Genomic DNA, 15,831 nt, shown 5'->3' with positions numbered 1-15,831 from the left:
GTTTTAATACTATTAGATTATATTATATAATATAATCTAATAGTATTAAAACGCTCCTTTTAATTCAAAATATTCAATCCAGTTAGTTGAAAAAAATCTATTTTTATATGATAATTTGATTAGCAGCTAGCTCTGTTAATTAAAATGAAATATACTATTACTGTCATATTATTGATCTTTTTATTAATGTGTAGCGTTAATGTTAATTTATTTTGTTTTCAAAATAAATTAACTACTTCTCGATGGGAATTTCCTAAAAAAGAAGATATAATTAAAAAAAAAATAAAAATAGGTATAATTTATCATAATTATATAAATCCTATTTTTTATAATGAAGACTATAAATACATTGCTTTTATCGGGATATTGACATCTTATAATGAATGGATTGAAATACATTTTAGTCCCATAAATTTTTTTACTATCCCAATAATAAATAAAGATTTCATTTCAAATACTTATTTTAATTTGGCTTTCACTATTTACATTGCTAAATATTCAATTCTAGCTGATACACTTAACATAAAATTTTTCATTGGAACCCAAATCGATTTAACTCTAAGAACTACTGTATTTACAGGAAAAACAACTAATGCATTTCTCTACCCAATCTTTCCCATAATTACCTTAAAATTTGAAATTGATTTCATACCTAATAACTACAGCATTTACTACAAAGTATCAACTTCTTTCAAAGAATTTATTCTTTTAGATTTAGGAATTACTATATTTATAACATAAAAAATTCGAAGACAAAGGCTAAAAAAACAAATCTTTAAAACTTTAAAACAATTTAACTAAGGAATAAGGACTATATTCACACCTGAACTTAAAGATTTTTTAATAGCATTTTCAATATTAGAAAAACTTCTTGTAATTGCTCCCATATTATAAGAATCTGTTATCATAATACTAGTAATATTTAAATTTTCCCTTATAATATTAACAATACTTTTAGACATACTGGTTATATCTTTGGAAATTTTAGGGGCATTTGCATGACCAATCATGATAAATTTAGCAGCCCTACCAAAAACAAACGGCACAAAATTATTTAGCATTAAAAAACTTTTACTATAAGGTAAAAACGCCAAATATTTATGCGTATCTATAGCCGTTCCCCCTAATCCAGGAAAATGTTTAATTGCAGAAAATACACCATGATTCTGCATGCCATCAATAAAAGCTTCTACCATAAGCCCAATATTATAAGCAGAATATCCTCCAAATGTTCTATTTAGTAAAGGGGTATGGGGTACAAATTTTATGTCGGCAACTGGAGCCATATTTAAATTAATATCCAATCTGCGCAATTGTTTAGCAAGAACTTCTCCAATTTTATAGATAAGATGTAAATCTTCAACACTCCCTACATACTCCATAGCCGGGAAATTATAAACCCCCATTTTTTTATTTTCACTAGCCCTACTAACTATCCCCCCCTCTTCATCAATAGCAACAAAAATATCATGTCCAATATGACTTTTTATCGCACTAATCAATTTTTTTGTCTGATCAGCATCTTTTAAATTTTCTCTAAATAAAATTATACCAATCGGATTAATCTTTTTTACTCTATTAATATCGCCAGTATTAAGTCCTTGAACATTACTAAAATTTGTTAAATTTCTAATTCCGACAAACAAGTTTCTATCTTTTAAAATAGTTTGAAAATCAAATTCACCTAAAAATTTTATCAAATCTACAAGATCTGATTTATCCCTATTAAAATATTCATAATCTATTTCTGGTAAAGATTCTGTCGCAAATAAATTTAAACAAAAAAAGAAAAAATAAGATAAAGCTTTCAAAAAGTCCATCTATAATACTCACTAAGCAAACCGTAATCTTTTGACAACAAATCAGAAAGAGAACAATCTAAATCTTTAGTAGCATTAAAATTATCGACCCTTCTTCTACTCCTATAGTCAGAATAATATCCATATTTATCTTCAAAATAATTACTATTAAGCAACATATCAATAAATAATTTTGCAGGAAGGAATCTTTTATTTCTGTCAACCGTTAAAATTAATGGATTTTTCATTAATTTTAACACTTCCCATGTTATTTGTTCAACCGAAATATATTTACCAAATTCTTTATCTTGCTCTATAATTCTAATGGGCATTTTTTCTATTATTTCATCAATATTTTTTATTAAATATTCTAAATTAAAAAGCCCGGTAGCACAATTAAATAACAGCCTATTACCCTTATTTTCAAACTCTTGTATAATTTCTGAAGAAATTCCCCCACCAATATCAACACAGGTTAAACGATTTTCACCATTTATTGCTAATACTCCACCCTTAAAATCGGTTTTGTTTTTAAAACTAAATTCAAATCCAGAAGAACAATTGGTCAAAGCCATTACAGCAAGTGCTTTAAAATTAATTGTAAAACCCATATTATCAACATTACCAATGTATATAAACCTTTTACCAGATTCATAAAGATGTAAATAAATATCTTTTAAAATTTTAAAATTTTGACCATGACCAGCAGGCAAAGCTAAAATAGAATTATTATTTTTACTATCCTTGACAGTAAAATATTGATAATTAGAGCTATTCAGTTTTTCATAACAATAAACTAAAGGTTGGACAGCTGTAAAAACATCTTCTTTTTTAAGATTGCAAAAATTTACACTTTTAATCAAATCATCTCCAAATAAACCATCCAAAAATTTTGAAATAAATCCATCCGTTTTGCAACTAGTCATTTGAAATATTGAAGGTTTAATTCTCCTACCACAATAAGATTCATATCTTTTAGCAACCATTAAAAGGTGCCTGATTTTTAAGGCTAAAAATGAAAATCCAAAACTACCGTCTTTGTTAATATAAGCTGGGGTTATACCCTTTGGAAATTCTCCAAATTTTTCTTTAAATTCAAGTATTTTAGATTCACATAACATATATAAATCTTCATTAAATCCTCTATTTTTAGCCAAATCAAAATAACTTGTTGAAGAACCTCCATTTAAAATTCCAAAAGAAAGATATGGGAAAAGAAGTAGTCCTAATTTTTCAAGATCACAAGAAGAAAAAATATAATAATCACCTTCTTCTGAATTCAAAAATTTAGAAAAATCATAAAAATATTTTTTTAAATTATCTTCAACTAAGCCTTTGTTAAACTTAAACCTCGAAATTTTATCCGAAATATTAAAAATATTTTCATGACTATCACAAGGAAAATATTTTATGGAATCAAAATTATTAACCCCTATTTCACCAGAATTAAGTTTTTTGAGTATCGTTTTAGAAAAAATTTTATCAACCTTAAAATTCATCAGTAAAAACCAAAACCTTAAAATAAAGCTATTAATACAAGCAAAAAAATAAATTTTTAAGTATAATAATATAAGCGAGCATATTATTGATTATTATAGCAATAATATGGCTAGAATATCAATGAGAAGAAATTTACATGCTTAAACAATATTCACTTAACATGAAAAATTTTAAAAAAGCTTTTGATGATATGATATTGTCTCCTTCGGGATTTAGAAAAATCTTTGCAAAATCAAAAAATGAAAATTCAATAGAAAATGAAATAGGCAACGAAGATAAAGTACTAATAGCACTAATAATCTTTACAATATCAAATTATTTTAAAAATAAATCCAAACCCTATATTGGATTGGGATTGGACTCAAGACCAACTGGTAACATTATTGCAGAAATAACAATGAAAATATTAATAACAAGTAAAGAAAAGATTAAGTTTTTTGGCATACTTCCAATAACTGAAATTTTGGCTTTTACAAAAAACAGCAAAGATTTAAAAGGTTTCATTTATATCTCTGCAAGCCATAATCCAACAGGATACAATGGAATAAAAATAGGATTAAACGATGGTGGCGTACTAAATTCTGCAAAAACAAATGAAATAATAAAACAAATTAAAAATAATAGCCAAAATGAAAAGTTAATAAACTACTTAATTAATACTTTAAACAAATTTAATGAAAACAAATCTCATTTAGAATATTATAACAAAACAATAAAGTTGGAAAAAAACAATAAAAACCAATCTTACAAAGCATATAAATCATTAATACATGAAATAGCATATGAAAACGATATTAACAATAAAAATATTAAAATTTTAAAGGAAAGAATACTAAAAAATCCAATTGGAATAATAGCAGAAATGAATGGAAGCTCCAGAATTAATTCAATAGATAAAGAATTAATAGAATCTTTGGGATTGAAAATAGAATTATATAATGACAAAATAGGTATTTTTACGCATAATATTATTCCTGAAGGGAAATCTTTAAATGAATGTAAAAAGCTGCTACAAGAAAAATATATACAAGACAATTCTTTTGAGCTAGGATATGTACCCGATTGTGATGGAGATAGGGGAAATCTGGTGTTTATAGACAAAGCCACAAACACTGTAAATGTCATCGAAGCACAAAAAATATTTGCACTTGTAGTAATTTCAGAGCTTAGCTATCTTTATTATACAGGAATAAAAAATAACATAGCAATAGTAACAAATGATGCAACATCTTTAAATATTGAAAAAATTGCAAATTTTTTCAATGCCAAAGTTTATAGAGTAGAAGTTGGAGAAGCCAATCTAACAGAAATGGCAGACGACTTAAGAGCTCAGGGATTGATTGTAAAAATCTCAGGAGAGGGATCTAATGGGGGTTGTATAATACACCCTTCAAGAGTAAGAGACCCAATTACTACTCTACTTAGTATCGTAAAATTATTAAAAATGAAAGAACTTTACCAAATATGGTGCAAATTGTCTAAAAACCACTATACAGAAAAATATAACCTAAAAGATATTTTAAATACAACAAATTTCTATAGCAATGTAATAGTATCATCTAAGAAAGCTAATTTAACAAATCTTAAAATAGAAAATCAAGAAATTTTAAAAAGCAATTATGAGAATCTATTAATTAAAGAGATTAAAAGCAATAAGTTATTTCAAGAATTATCAATAGTTGATTACGAAATCATTAACTATGAAGGTAAAAGACAAACTAAGATTAGAACAGGAGATGCCTCAGGAGGATTAAAAGTATTGCTAAAAACCAATAACGAAATTGTTGCAACTTTATGGATGAGGATCTCAAAAACAGAACCAGTAACAAGGGTGCTCAGCGAGGTTATTTATGCAAAAAGAAACATTTTGTTTAAGCTATTAGAATTTAATAAAAGCTTAATAAAAAAGGCAAATCTACCATAATAATTAATATTGTTTGATTTAAATAATAAGTTAATCACCACTATAAGTCTAGCATAAAATCAATAATTTTCATTCTTCATTTTTTATTTTTTTCAGCACCATATTTTATTCCATTCCAAGTTTTTGAAAGTCCTATTAAATCTTTCACATCTTTTACTACTTTACCTGCAATAGACCTTGCCTTGTTCGTACCATCAAAAATAATTTCATTAATATAGTCTTTTTTTTTAGCTTCATAAAAACTTCTTTTATCTCTGATTGGCTTTAAAAAGTTATTCAAAGCTAAAAACAATCTCTTCTTAACTTCAACATCACCTACTTTACCCTTCTTGTACCTACTTTTAAGATCTTCAACTTCCTCATGATTACTATTAAAAATACTATGATAAATAAAAACAGGGTTACCATCAACATTACCAGGGACATCTGCCCTTATTCTATTTGGATCTGTATACATAGACATAATTTTTTTTTCTAACAAATTTTCATCATCGTTTAAAAAAATTGCATTATTAAGACTCTTGCTCATTTTATTTTTACCGAAAATGCCCACTAAAGGACGAGAATCCGTGAAAACAGATTCGGGTATTGGAAAAAAATTATTTTTGTATAAATGGTTAAACCTTCTTGCAAGTTCTCTTGCAAATTCAATGTGAGATTCATTATCACGCCCAACGGGAACTAAATTTGCTTTTGCCATTAAAATATCTGCACTCATAAGAACGGGATATCCTAAAAGACCATAAGGAATCTCTTTAAGTCCGGCAGCAATACTCATATCCTTTATGCTGGGAATCCTTTGCAACCTAGCAACAGTAACAATCATTGAAAATATTAAATAAAGCTCGATGAGCTCGGGTATAGCTGATTGCAAATATATACTAACCTTATTAGGATTAATCCCACAAGCAAGATAATCTAAAACCATTTCTCTAACATTAAAGGGTATTGTATTGATGCTTTTCAAATCGGGTTTTGTAGTCAAAGTGTGTAAATCGGCTATAATAAAATATGTCTCATACTCTTCTTGAAATTTTAATCGATTTACTACAGATCCCACATAGTGTCCTAAATGCAGCGCTCCAGTGGGTCTATCTCCCGTAAGCATAACCTTTCTTTTCAAAATTAAATCTCCTCATCTTTGCCTGAAACATGGCTAATACTGCTTAAAATCTCAGAACCACCTAAAAATACCGAAAAAGACTTTAGCCAACTTACATTGTCAACTATTACCTTTACAATCACAGTAAAAGGATAAGCTATTAAAAGGCCCACAATACCCCAAAGCCAACCCCAAAAAAACAAAAAACATAAGAGTAAAAATGGTGAAATATCAAGTCTTTTTCCCTGCATTTTCGGCTCAAGAATATTTCCAATCAACATTTGAACAGAAGTATTGTATAGAAAAATATAAAGCACTATGTTTAAATTTGGATAAAATTGAATTAAAGATGTTATTACAATAAAAAACACAGCTAATATAGACCCAATACTAGGAATAAAATTGAAAACAAAAGTAAGAACTGCCCAAACAAGAGGAAAATCTTGCCCAAACAAAGTTAATCCAATAAACACTAAAATACCTGTTAAGCAGCTTACAAGAATTTTTATCCCTAAATATTTGCCAATTTGATTATTGATCGTATCTAAAGCCCCAATAAATCTAGTAGATACTGGCTTTTTAAACGCTTTATCAAGTTTCATTCCAAAAACATGTATTTCTGAAAGCAAAAAATACAACAACAAAAATACTACTACCAAGCTACTTGTAAATCCAATAATCTCATTAGAAGCTCTTGTTAAAAACGGATAAATATAACCAGAAAAATTTATATCATTAATAACAGAACTATCAACTTTATAGCGACTAAGCACGTCTTTCATAATGAATGCTAATTGATTTTGATAGTAGGGTAATTGCTTCATTAAAACAGTAACACTGTAATAAACAAAACTAAAAATTAAATAAGAAAAAGAAAATAATAAAAAAAATATAAGAAAAACTATCAAAAACTTCGGAACTTTAAATCTTGCCAAAAAAGTATAAACGGGATAAACCAAAAATCCCAACACTATAGAAATAGCCAAAGGTTTAAATACCGCTTCTGCTATTTTAAAAGCCCCAATAAATATTAAAACTATGACAATACAATGAAAAACAGATTCTATTCTCCAAGGCCTTAACCCTTGATTTGTATTTAAATCTTTAAACATATTCCCTCTTTTTGTTTTTTATACTGTTTTTATCAACTAAACAAAAGTAATAATGAATTAAACACTCAAGCAAATTTTTTCCATTATCCAATTATACAATTTGGTGCCTTTACTATAATCAGCCTCAGCAAAATCTCCTACTCTATTTTCATAAAACAATTTTTTTGCATTCGTATCATTTCCATGATACACCGTCAAAGTATTTCCACAATGATTCAAAATATTGTTTAAGATTTCAAATGCCGGAATATCACTAAATCCATCTGCAATGTAAAATATATTTTTAAAAGGAATTTGTCTTTTACTCTCTGGTACTCTCTGATTAATCTTCTCATAAGAACCTTTATTAATTTCAAAAATAACTCTGGTTTTTATTGTATGATCTACAAAGTAACAAACACTGCTTAAAACCTTATTTTTAGAAAATTTTTTATCTCTAAGTTCATAAAAAGGCATCAAATAAGAGTCTATAAACTCACATGCCCACACTTTGCTCACATAAGGTGCAATTTTGCTTCCCAAAATCATTTGTCTAAACCCACTTGAAACAATATAAATCTTAACTTGAGAATTATTATTTTCCAAATTTTTATTTATTTTAGATATCTCATCAAATAAACCAATAACCCCTTCAAAAAATCTTAACTTAGCACCTAAATTAAATAATACTTTATTATCCAGACTTTTAAAAAACCCCTCTCTTACATAGGTTAAAAAATGAGACAAATATATCATTTCATTAGAAATTATATTATAACCATTTTGATTATAAACATACTCTAAGCTTTCAACTTCTCTCCAAAAAGAACAAGAATCAACGCAATACTCATCAAACAATACTTGCTGCATATTACCATAAATAAGAGTATTATCAAAATCAAATATTAAAGCTATAATATTTTCTCTTTCATTCATAAATTCAAAAACAATTTAATTTAATTGTAATAATTGTAAACTATGCTTATTTATATATTTTATATTATACTAATATAGATTAATAAGTACAGTGTTTTAGCATTGAGTAGAAAATTTGTGATAGACATAAATGATTTAAATCAAATAAAAGATACTTTTTCAAGAATTTTAGATCTAAGCTTAATGAGCATCCTAGTATACTACATATACAAAAATGTAATCAATTCTTATTCTACAAATCTACTAAAAGGAATGTTAACCATCATCTCTATAGGAATTATCTCATATTATTTAAATCTCTATACTATTAGTTGGTTGTTAAATTATATAGGCAATATATTACCAATAGCAATAGTTATACTTTTTAATCAAGAAATAAAAAAAATAATAATGCAAATTGGAAATTTCAATTTAGCTTTTAAGCTTTCAAATAAAAAAGAAGAAACTTTAAAAGTTATTTCTGAAATCCTAAAAGCAGTTCAACACCTATCTGAAAGCAAATCTGGCAGCCTAATATGCATTGAAAAAAAAATACAACTGGAGCAAATAATAAACAAAGGAACTAAAATTGATGCACTAGTATCTAGCGAGCTGTTAATATCACTATTTGAGCGCGAAACCCCTCTTCACGATGGAGCTGTAATAATTAGTAAAAATAAATTAAAATATGCAGGCTCATTTTTACCATTATCTAATGTTGATTCTATTAGCAAAGCATTTGGAACAAGACACAGAGCAGGACTTGGGATTTCTGAAAATTCTGATGCAATAACAATAATAACCTCCGAAGAGACTGGATCTATTTCTATTACAATCAATGCAAAATTGGAATACAATTTAAGTTTAAATGAAATTAGAAATAAATTGAATCTCGAGCTAATAGAGTAAAATAATGAAAATAAGCAAAAAAATAACAAATATAATAGGTTTACTATTCGATGATTGGCAAAATAAAGCCATTTCTATTTTAATAGCTATTCTAATGCTTGTAGCGTTTCATTTCAATAAAATTGAATCAATAACAACTGAAAAAGAATTCGACATTATCTTAAATGATCAAATAGCTCTTGGAAAAATTCCTGACTTTAGCAAAGTCAAGATTACAATAAAAGTTAACAAAGATGACTTAAAATACCTTGATCTTAATAAAATAATATTATTTATTGAAGCATCAAAAATAAAGATTCCTGGAAAATATAAGCTACCAATAAAAATAAAAAATCTTAACTCAATACATATTGCAGAATATAAACTTTCAAAAACAAATGTGGTGCTAAATCTTGATAACAAAATCTCCAAATTAGTAAAAATAGAACCTAAATTTAAACTTATAGAAAAAGATGGTAAAGGCGAATATTTTATTGCAAAATACAATATATTACCCGAACATTTATTGGTATGTGGCCCCGAACAAGAGCTTAAAAAAATAAACACTATTCAAACCAACGTCAAAGAGTTTGATACAAGAACCCTATTTGTATCAGATTATCTTGAAGTAGTTCCCCCAAATCCCCTAGTTGTGTTTGAAAAAAATCATGTAGTAATCAATATTTATTTAAACAAAAAATATTCATACTCAACAATAAAATCTCCTAATCTTATTTTTAATAACCTAAAAAATGGCCTTGAGATTAAAGATAGAGAAAAAATAAACTCAGAAAACAAAGCGTTTGTAAAAATAAAAACAAGGCTTCCTGAAAAACAAATTAAAACCCATATAAACAATCAAAATATAAGCTTTGCTTTTGATTTAGCAAATATAAAAACTCCTGGGGTTTACAATATTAGTACAAATATAATTCTTAAAGAGAATATCAATGAAACAGAAATATATGATTATGAACCTAAAAAAATAAAACTGGAAATAATTGAAAGCTCAGGGGTCAAACCATGAGGTCAATAGGATGTGATATAATAAGAGTTGAAAGATTTAAAAGTTTTTTAGAAAATAAAAAAAAATTGGAGAGATTTTTTACATATAAAGAGATTGAAAATTTTAAATTAAAAGGGGGCAACATTATAGAAAGTTTAGCTGGAAAATTTGCAGCTAAAGAATCTTTAATCAAAGCATTAACTCCACTATTGCAATATAAAATAAATTACAGTCTTAAAGATATTGAGGTAATAAAATCTTTAAAAGGAAATGCAAAATTTTGTTTGCATAATGAAATTGAAAAATTTGCAATAAAAATGAATTTAAAACTATACCTAACAATATCCCATGAAAAGGAGTACGCTATTGCATTTGTAATGGTAGAAAATTAATTCATGAAAAAAATATCATATTTTACAAAAGAAAAAATTGAGTGCCCAATATGCTCTTTTAAATTTCAAAAAGAAGAACTTTTGACTGGAAGTAGCAGATTAATAGCTGGAAAGTTGAAAATTGATCTAAAAAGAGAATATATAAAAAACGAAAAATATGGCAATATTTATCCTAGAATATATTCTGTAATAGTATGTCCAAAATGCTACTTTGCAACATTCCCAAACGAATTTAATTCAATTCCTAAAAACAAAAAAGAAATTTTGCAAAATAAAAAATCCGAAAGAAAAAAAATAAATGCTATTTTTGATAATATGATCAACTTTAGCAAATCTAGAACATTAAAAGAAGGAGCTGCAAGCTATATTCTTGCCATGCTATGTTATGAGCATCTTGAAAAGAACCATAACCCCACATTAAATCAAGCAAAATCAGCAATAAGAGCCGCTTGGACATTTGAAGACCTTGAAAAAGAAGAACCAGACAAAAACTATAATTATCTTCAAAAAATATTTTACCACAAAGCTGCATATCTTTATAAACTGGTTATCGAAAAAGACAAAGACAATTCAGAACCTGTTAGCTCGTCAACCATATTTGGCCCAGATACAGACAAAAATTATGGCTATGACAGTGTTCTTTACTTATCAGGCCTTCTAGAATACTTTTATGGAAATAAGGACAATAAAGAATACAGATACAAACAATTAAACGACATAAAAACTACTCTTTCTAAGATAGCAGGAATGGGTAAATCTTCAAAAGAAAAACCTTCAATACTTTTAGACAAAATCAAAGAAGTTTACTTTAAAATATCAAAGGAAATGAAAAATCTTAAATAAATGAAAAAAATATTAGCTGAAATCGCTTATGACGGATCTATATATCATGGATTTCAAATACAACCAACAAAACCTACAATTCAAGGAGAAATTGAAAAAGCTCTAATGAAAATCAACAAAAAAAAAATAAAGATTCATTCATCCGGAAGAACAGATAAAGGAGTCCATGCAAAAAGACAAATAATAACTTTTAATATGAACATCGATATTCAGCTAAACAATCTAAAAAAAGCTTTAAATGCAATTTTATTAAAATCTGGTATAAAAATACTAAAACTCAAGCATGTGAAAAATTCATTTCATCCACGTTTTAGCGCTCAAAAAAGAAAATACAGTTACTGTATATTAAACAGCGATAACTACTACCCCTGGGAAGGCTATCAAGCTTATTATGTAAATAAAAAACTAAACATAAGTAATTTAAACCAAATGGCTAAAATATTAATTGGAAGTCACGATTTTACCACATTTTCATGCATAAAAGATAGAAGCAAATCCAAATTTAGGCACATACATTTTGCCAAATTTAAAAAAAAGGGAAAATATATTATTTTTGAAATAATAGGATCTTCTTTTTTGTGGAAAATGGTAAGATCAATAGTAGGTACAATGCTAGATATCGAAATAAAAAACGAATCAATTTTTACTTTTGAAGAAATACTACAATCAAAAAATAGAAATCTTGCAAGAACAACTGCACCCGCAAATGCTTTATTTTTAGACAAGGTTTATTATGAATAACAATATTTTAGCTAAAAAACTTTTTTTACTTAAAATATTGACAAATAATATTGAAGGCAAAATTACAGAAAATCTTGAAAAAATAGATATTGAGATTAAACAAAAAATAGAAAAAGTTAAAAATGTTAAAATTTATCAAAAAAATGAAAATAGTAAAGAACCTACAGAAATACCCGGGGCAGCCTTAAAAACCAAAAACTTAACGGGCCTATTATCAAATAATGGTTTACAAGAAAAAAGTATAAGCAATTACATCATAATATATGTAAACAAAAACCATCTTAACGAATCTTCAAGAGATATTATAAAAAAATGGTGCAAAAGCATAAACATGCACAATTATAAAATAATAGATACTATTGAATCACTTAACTTGGAAATCAGCAACAAAAACCCCAAAGCAATTTTATCTTGCGAAGAAATAGATTTTTTCTTAAATCAACCATTAAGAATTCAAATTGTAAGAGGCATAGAACTAAGATTTAAAGGTATTCCGCTGGTTTTAACATACCTTCCTACAAATCAAATAAAAAATCCAGAATTAAAAAAAGAAATATGGCAAGATTTAAAAATAATAAAAGGCATAATAAAATATGGTTGAACATCGTCATTCAAATTATTACTATGAAATTGCAATAAATATTCCTTTAAATAAACTTTTTTTTTACAGATTTAACTTGAATCTAGAAATTGGAATAAGGGTAATGGTTAATTTTAATGGCTCTAATAAAATTGGAATAATTATTAAAAAATATTTTGAAAACGAATTTAAAGAAAAATTTGAATTTAAAATAAAAGACATTATTAAAATAATAGATAAAACTAAAATAATAACAGAACATAACATTGATTTAGCACATTGGATTAGTAGAAAAACATTTTCGGGATTTGGAGAAACTTTATTCTTTGGGCTGCCTAAAAATTCAAAATCTAAAAAAAATCAAATATTACCTTTAATAAATGAGTATCCATATCCAGCTCATAAAAAGCCCCTTCAACTAAACACTGAACAACAAAATATTTACAAAGAAATTATTGGATCAGAAAAAACCAATATTTTTTACCTTTTTGGAATACCTGGATCTGGAAAAACTGAAATATTTATCAAATTGTGTGAATACTACTTAACACTAGAACAACAAGTACTTTTCTTGATTCCTGAAATATCATTAGGATATCAAATAATAAAAAGAATAAAATATGCATTAAATATGCACCATAAAATTTATGAATATAACTCTAAAGTTCCAAATTCTAATAAAAATTTAATATGGAATAAAGTCAAAAATGGAGAAAGTCTGGTTGTTATTGGCATTAAAAGTGTACTAATGCTACCTTTTACCAAATTAAAATTAATAATTATGGACGAAGAACACGAAACTACATACAAATCTGAAAATATTCCAAGATTTCATTCAAGACACATATCATTTTTTTTGCAAAAAAAATTTAATGCTAAATTTATAATGGGAAGCGCAACACCTTCTCTTGAAGCATACCACGCAATGAAACATAACCAAATAAAAAAAATAATAATGCAAAACAAATTCTCTCAAAACAAAATAGAAGATATAAAAATAATAAATATGAAAAAAGAACCCAGCACAATTTCATCAGAACTATTATACAGTATACAAAAAAGTTTAAATGAAAAAAGACAATCTTTAATTTTCATTAATAAAAGGGGATACCTAAAAAATCTCGAATGCAACGAATGTGGGCATATAATTTGTTGCCCAAATTGCTCATTTAGTCTAATTTACTACAAAAAAGAAAACAAACTTTCATGTCACTATTGTAGCTATAAAACAAAAACAACAAACTATTGTCCTCAATGCAAATCAAAAGACATTAAATACAAAACTTATGGAATTCAACTTGTTGAAAAAGAGTTAAAAAAATTTTTGCCAAATGCAAAAATTGCAAGAATAGATTCTGATATTACAAAAATAGAAAATATCAATTCAATAAATAAGTTTGAAAATAAAGAAATAGACATACTTATAGGAACACAAATCATTGCAAAAGGATTCAATTTTGAAAATATAAAAACACTAGGCATAATCAATGCAGACATTGGAATAGGATTACCTGACTTTAGAAGCAGCGAAAGAATTTTTACAACACTCTCACAAATTATGGGAAGAGTCGCAAGATTTAAAGATGATAACACAATTATTATACAAACAAAAAATCCTAATTATTATGCCATAAAATATGCTTATAAGAACCAATATGAACAATTTTACGAACAAGAACTAGATATAAGAAAAAAATTAAACTATCCTCCTTTTAACAAAATTATTAGAATAGTATTTAGAAGTAAAAATGAAGAATCTGTTAAACAAAAATGCTGGGAATTTTTTGAAAAATCTAAAGAATTTTTGCAAGAAGGAATTGATCACTTAGGCCCATCAGAAGCTATTATGAAAAAAATATCTAAAAATTACAGATACAATATAATATATTTGTCAAAATCCTACAGCTTGCTTGAAAAACTAGTTAATAAAACAAGAGAAAAGGTAAAAATAACAAATACTGTTTACATTGAAATCGATTACTATCCAATATCATTAATTTAGATAAAATCTAACCCTTCTTTACTTAAGGACTTAAGAAAAGTTGAAAGCACATAAAGCGCTTTATCATTGTGACCTCCTTCAGGAATAATAAGGTCAGCATATTCTTTGGTAGGCTCAATAAACCTATAATAGCCCCATCTAGTGGTGCTTAAATACTGATCAATAACCGATTCTAAAGTACGTCCCCTTTTAGAAATATCTCTCCTTAAACGCCTAATAAATCTAATATCATTTGGGGTATCAATATATATTTTAAGATCTATTAAATTTCTTATCCTCTCTTCAACAAAAATCATAATACCTTCAACAATAACAACAGGAGTTGGAACAACCAAAACCGTTTTAAGCTGCCTTTTATGATTAATAAAGTCATAAAGAGGCATGTCTATTGGGCTATTTTTTTTTAAATTTTTCAAATGTTCATAAAACAAATTATTATCAAAAGCATCCGGATGATCAAAATTTACCTTAGAAAACTCATATTCATAATCACCCACGCTCTTATAGTAATTATCTTGAGAGATAAGGACAAACTCTGGAATAAACTCACTAATCTTGCTTACAACTGTAGTTTTTCCGCTTCCAGAACCACCAGATATCCCAATAATCTTAGCCATCAACTAACTTCTTTTTTTCCATTTGCGGCATGTCTTTTAAAGTACCAGCCACAAATACATTCTTAAATCCCATACTTTTTAAAACTTTTTTAGCCTCGTAAGACTTATTAAAACTTTTACCATAAACAATTATTTGGGACTCAAAATCACCCAACTTATCTTTTTTAGCAAATAAATTATTAAAAGGAATGTTAATTGATTTCAAATAATGCGACTTATTATATTCTTTGGGAGATCGAATGTCTAAAATTTTTGCTCCATTTTTAATTTTCTCTAATAAAAACAGATTAATCCTTTTCATTCTGAGGATAATAAAAAACCAAATATAAAAAAAAAGCAGAACTATTAATACTATAAATTTTACATAATTCATCGCCATAGTTTCATGAACATGATATCAAAAAAAATAAAAAAAGGGAATAAAATTGTTT

The 15,831-nt window shown here is 26.6% G+C and carries 16 protein-coding genes; 9 read left to right on the top strand and 7 right to left on the bottom strand.

Going from position 1 to position 15,831, the window contains the following annotated elements; genetic code table 11:
* Positions 1-144: 144 nt before the first annotated feature.
* Positions 145-741 carry a hypothetical protein gene (locus HNR35_RS04245; protein WP_183224137.1) on the top strand — a complete coding sequence of 199 codons (597 nt, stop codon included), beginning with the start codon at positions 145-147 and terminating at the stop codon, positions 739-741.
* 56 nt (positions 742-797) lie between these two features.
* Here HNR35_RS04245 and HNR35_RS04240 read toward each other — a convergent pair whose 3' ends face one another.
* On the bottom strand, positions 798-1,820 hold the full coding sequence (locus tag HNR35_RS04240; RefSeq protein ID WP_183224135.1) for a glycoside hydrolase family 3 N-terminal domain-containing protein: 1,023 nt from the start codon (positions 1,818-1,820) through the stop codon (positions 798-800).
* A complete protein-coding gene (locus HNR35_RS04235) occupies positions 1,808-3,298 on the bottom strand; it encodes a UTP--glucose-1-phosphate uridylyltransferase (RefSeq protein ID WP_183224133.1) in 1,491 nt (496 codons plus the stop codon). Before HNR35_RS04235 ends, HNR35_RS04240 begins: the two co-directional genes overlap by 13 nt.
* A 137-nt stretch (positions 3,299-3,435) precedes the next feature.
* Between HNR35_RS04235 and HNR35_RS04230 the strand changes: the two genes are divergently transcribed.
* A complete protein-coding gene (locus HNR35_RS04230; protein ID WP_183224131.1) occupies positions 3,436-5,223 on the top strand; it encodes a phosphoglucomutase in 1,788 nt (595 codons plus the stop codon).
* 76 nt (positions 5,224-5,299) lie between these two features.
* Here HNR35_RS04230 and trpS read toward each other — a convergent pair whose 3' ends face one another.
* The 3 genes from trpS to HNR35_RS04215 are packed head-to-tail and all read right to left on the bottom strand — an operon-like array spanning position 5,300 to position 8,352.
* Positions 5,300-6,346, bottom strand: coding sequence for a tryptophan--tRNA ligase (trpS, locus tag HNR35_RS04225; protein WP_183224129.1), 1,047 nt, complete (start codon positions 6,344-6,346; stop codon positions 5,300-5,302).
* A 2-nt stretch (positions 6,347-6,348) separates the two neighbouring features.
* Positions 6,349-7,437, bottom strand: coding sequence for an AI-2E family transporter (locus HNR35_RS04220; protein ID WP_183224127.1), 1,089 nt, complete (start codon positions 7,435-7,437; stop codon positions 6,349-6,351).
* A gap of 57 nt (positions 7,438-7,494) precedes the next feature.
* Positions 7,495-8,352 carry a hypothetical protein gene (locus HNR35_RS04215; protein WP_006434093.1) on the bottom strand — a complete coding sequence of 286 codons (858 nt, stop codon included), beginning with the start codon at positions 8,350-8,352 and terminating at the stop codon, positions 7,495-7,497.
* A 117-nt stretch (positions 8,353-8,469) separates the two neighbouring features.
* Here HNR35_RS04215 and cdaA point away from each other — a divergent pair, with 117 nt between their 5' ends.
* The 7 genes from cdaA to priA are packed head-to-tail and all read left to right on the top strand — an operon-like array spanning position 8,470 to position 14,783.
* Positions 8,470-9,240: a diadenylate cyclase CdaA gene (cdaA, locus tag HNR35_RS04210; protein ID WP_183224125.1), complete on the top strand. Its 771-nt coding sequence runs from the start codon at positions 8,470-8,472 to the stop codon at positions 9,238-9,240.
* A 4-nt stretch (positions 9,241-9,244) separates the two neighbouring features.
* Complete coding sequence (locus HNR35_RS04205; RefSeq protein WP_006434069.1) at positions 9,245-10,246, top strand: YbbR-like domain-containing protein; 1,002 nt, start codon at positions 9,245-9,247, stop codon at positions 10,244-10,246.
* The gene (gene acpS, locus HNR35_RS04200) at positions 10,243-10,617 is read left to right on the top strand and encodes a holo-ACP synthase (RefSeq protein ID WP_183224123.1); all 375 of its coding nucleotides are present in this window, start codon (positions 10,243-10,245) and stop codon (positions 10,615-10,617) included. The genes HNR35_RS04205 and acpS overlap by 4 nt, the downstream gene beginning before the upstream one ends.
* Positions 10,618-10,620: 3 nt before the next feature.
* Positions 10,621-11,460, top strand: a complete 840-nt coding sequence (locus tag HNR35_RS04195) for a DUF2225 domain-containing protein (RefSeq protein WP_006434066.1) — start codon at positions 10,621-10,623, stop codon at positions 11,458-11,460.
* On the top strand, positions 11,461-12,201 hold the full coding sequence (gene truA / locus HNR35_RS04190; protein WP_183224121.1) for a tRNA pseudouridine(38-40) synthase TruA: 741 nt from the start codon (positions 11,461-11,463) through the stop codon (positions 12,199-12,201).
* Positions 12,194-12,802, top strand: coding sequence for a uracil-DNA glycosylase family protein (locus tag HNR35_RS04185; protein WP_183224119.1), 609 nt, complete (start codon positions 12,194-12,196; stop codon positions 12,800-12,802). The genes truA and HNR35_RS04185 overlap by 8 nt, the downstream gene beginning before the upstream one ends.
* The gene (gene priA, locus HNR35_RS04180) at positions 12,795-14,783 is read left to right on the top strand and encodes a replication restart helicase PriA (RefSeq protein WP_183224117.1); all 1,989 of its coding nucleotides are present in this window, start codon (positions 12,795-12,797) and stop codon (positions 14,781-14,783) included. The genes HNR35_RS04185 and priA overlap by 8 nt, the downstream gene beginning before the upstream one ends.
* Here the strand turns inward: priA and udk are convergent.
* Together udk and HNR35_RS04170 are read right to left on the bottom strand one after the other, a co-directional pair.
* Positions 14,780-15,400 (bottom strand): uridine kinase, encoded by a 621-nt coding sequence (gene udk / locus HNR35_RS04175; protein WP_006434027.1) that lies wholly within the window; start codon positions 15,398-15,400, stop codon positions 14,780-14,782. The two genes, priA and udk, sit on opposite strands and share 4 nt — an antisense overlap.
* The gene (locus HNR35_RS04170; protein ID WP_084790354.1) at positions 15,393-15,773 is read right to left on the bottom strand and encodes a rhodanese-like domain-containing protein; all 381 of its coding nucleotides are present in this window, start codon (positions 15,771-15,773) and stop codon (positions 15,393-15,395) included. Before HNR35_RS04170 ends, udk begins: the two co-directional genes overlap by 8 nt.
* Positions 15,774-15,831 lie beyond the last annotated feature (58 nt).

The organism is Borreliella spielmanii, assembly GCF_014201705.1.
Lineage (GTDB): Bacteria > Spirochaetota > Spirochaetia > Borreliales > Borreliaceae > Borreliella > Borreliella spielmanii.
This window is presented reverse-complemented; position numbering and strand designations above follow the sequence as displayed.

Coding starts and splice junctions, on each gene's coding strand:
- HNR35_RS04245 (WP_183224137.1), top strand. CDS start 145: ATGAAATATACTATTACTGTCATATTATTGATCTTTTTATTAATGTGT.
- HNR35_RS04240 (WP_183224135.1), bottom strand. CDS start 1,820: ATGGACTTTTTGAAAGCTTTATCTTATTTTTTCTTTTTTTGTTTAAAT.
- HNR35_RS04235 (WP_183224133.1), bottom strand. CDS start 3,298: ATGAATTTTAAGGTTGATAAAATTTTTTCTAAAACGATACTCAAAAAA.
- HNR35_RS04230 (WP_183224131.1), top strand. CDS start 3,436: ATGCTTAAACAATATTCACTTAACATGAAAAATTTTAAAAAAGCTTTT.
- HNR35_RS04220 (WP_183224127.1), bottom strand. CDS start 7,437: ATGTTTAAAGATTTAAATACAAATCAAGGGTTAAGGCCTTGGAGAATA.
- HNR35_RS04215 (WP_006434093.1), bottom strand. CDS start 8,352: ATGAATGAAAGAGAAAATATTATAGCTTTAATATTTGATTTTGATAAT.
- HNR35_RS04205 (WP_006434069.1), top strand. CDS start 9,245: ATGAAAATAAGCAAAAAAATAACAAATATAATAGGTTTACTATTCGAT.
- acpS (WP_183224123.1), top strand. CDS start 10,243: ATGAGGTCAATAGGATGTGATATAATAAGAGTTGAAAGATTTAAAAGT.
- HNR35_RS04195 (WP_006434066.1), top strand. CDS start 10,621: ATGAAAAAAATATCATATTTTACAAAAGAAAAAATTGAGTGCCCAATA.
- truA (WP_183224121.1), top strand. CDS start 11,461: ATGAAAAAAATATTAGCTGAAATCGCTTATGACGGATCTATATATCAT.
- HNR35_RS04185 (WP_183224119.1), top strand. CDS start 12,194: ATGAATAACAATATTTTAGCTAAAAAACTTTTTTTACTTAAAATATTG.
- priA (WP_183224117.1), top strand. CDS start 12,795: ATGGTTGAACATCGTCATTCAAATTATTACTATGAAATTGCAATAAAT.
- udk (WP_006434027.1), bottom strand. CDS start 15,400: ATGGCTAAGATTATTGGGATATCTGGTGGTTCTGGAAGCGGAAAAACT.
- HNR35_RS04170 (WP_084790354.1), bottom strand. CDS start 15,773: ATGAATTATGTAAAATTTATAGTATTAATAGTTCTGCTTTTTTTTTAT.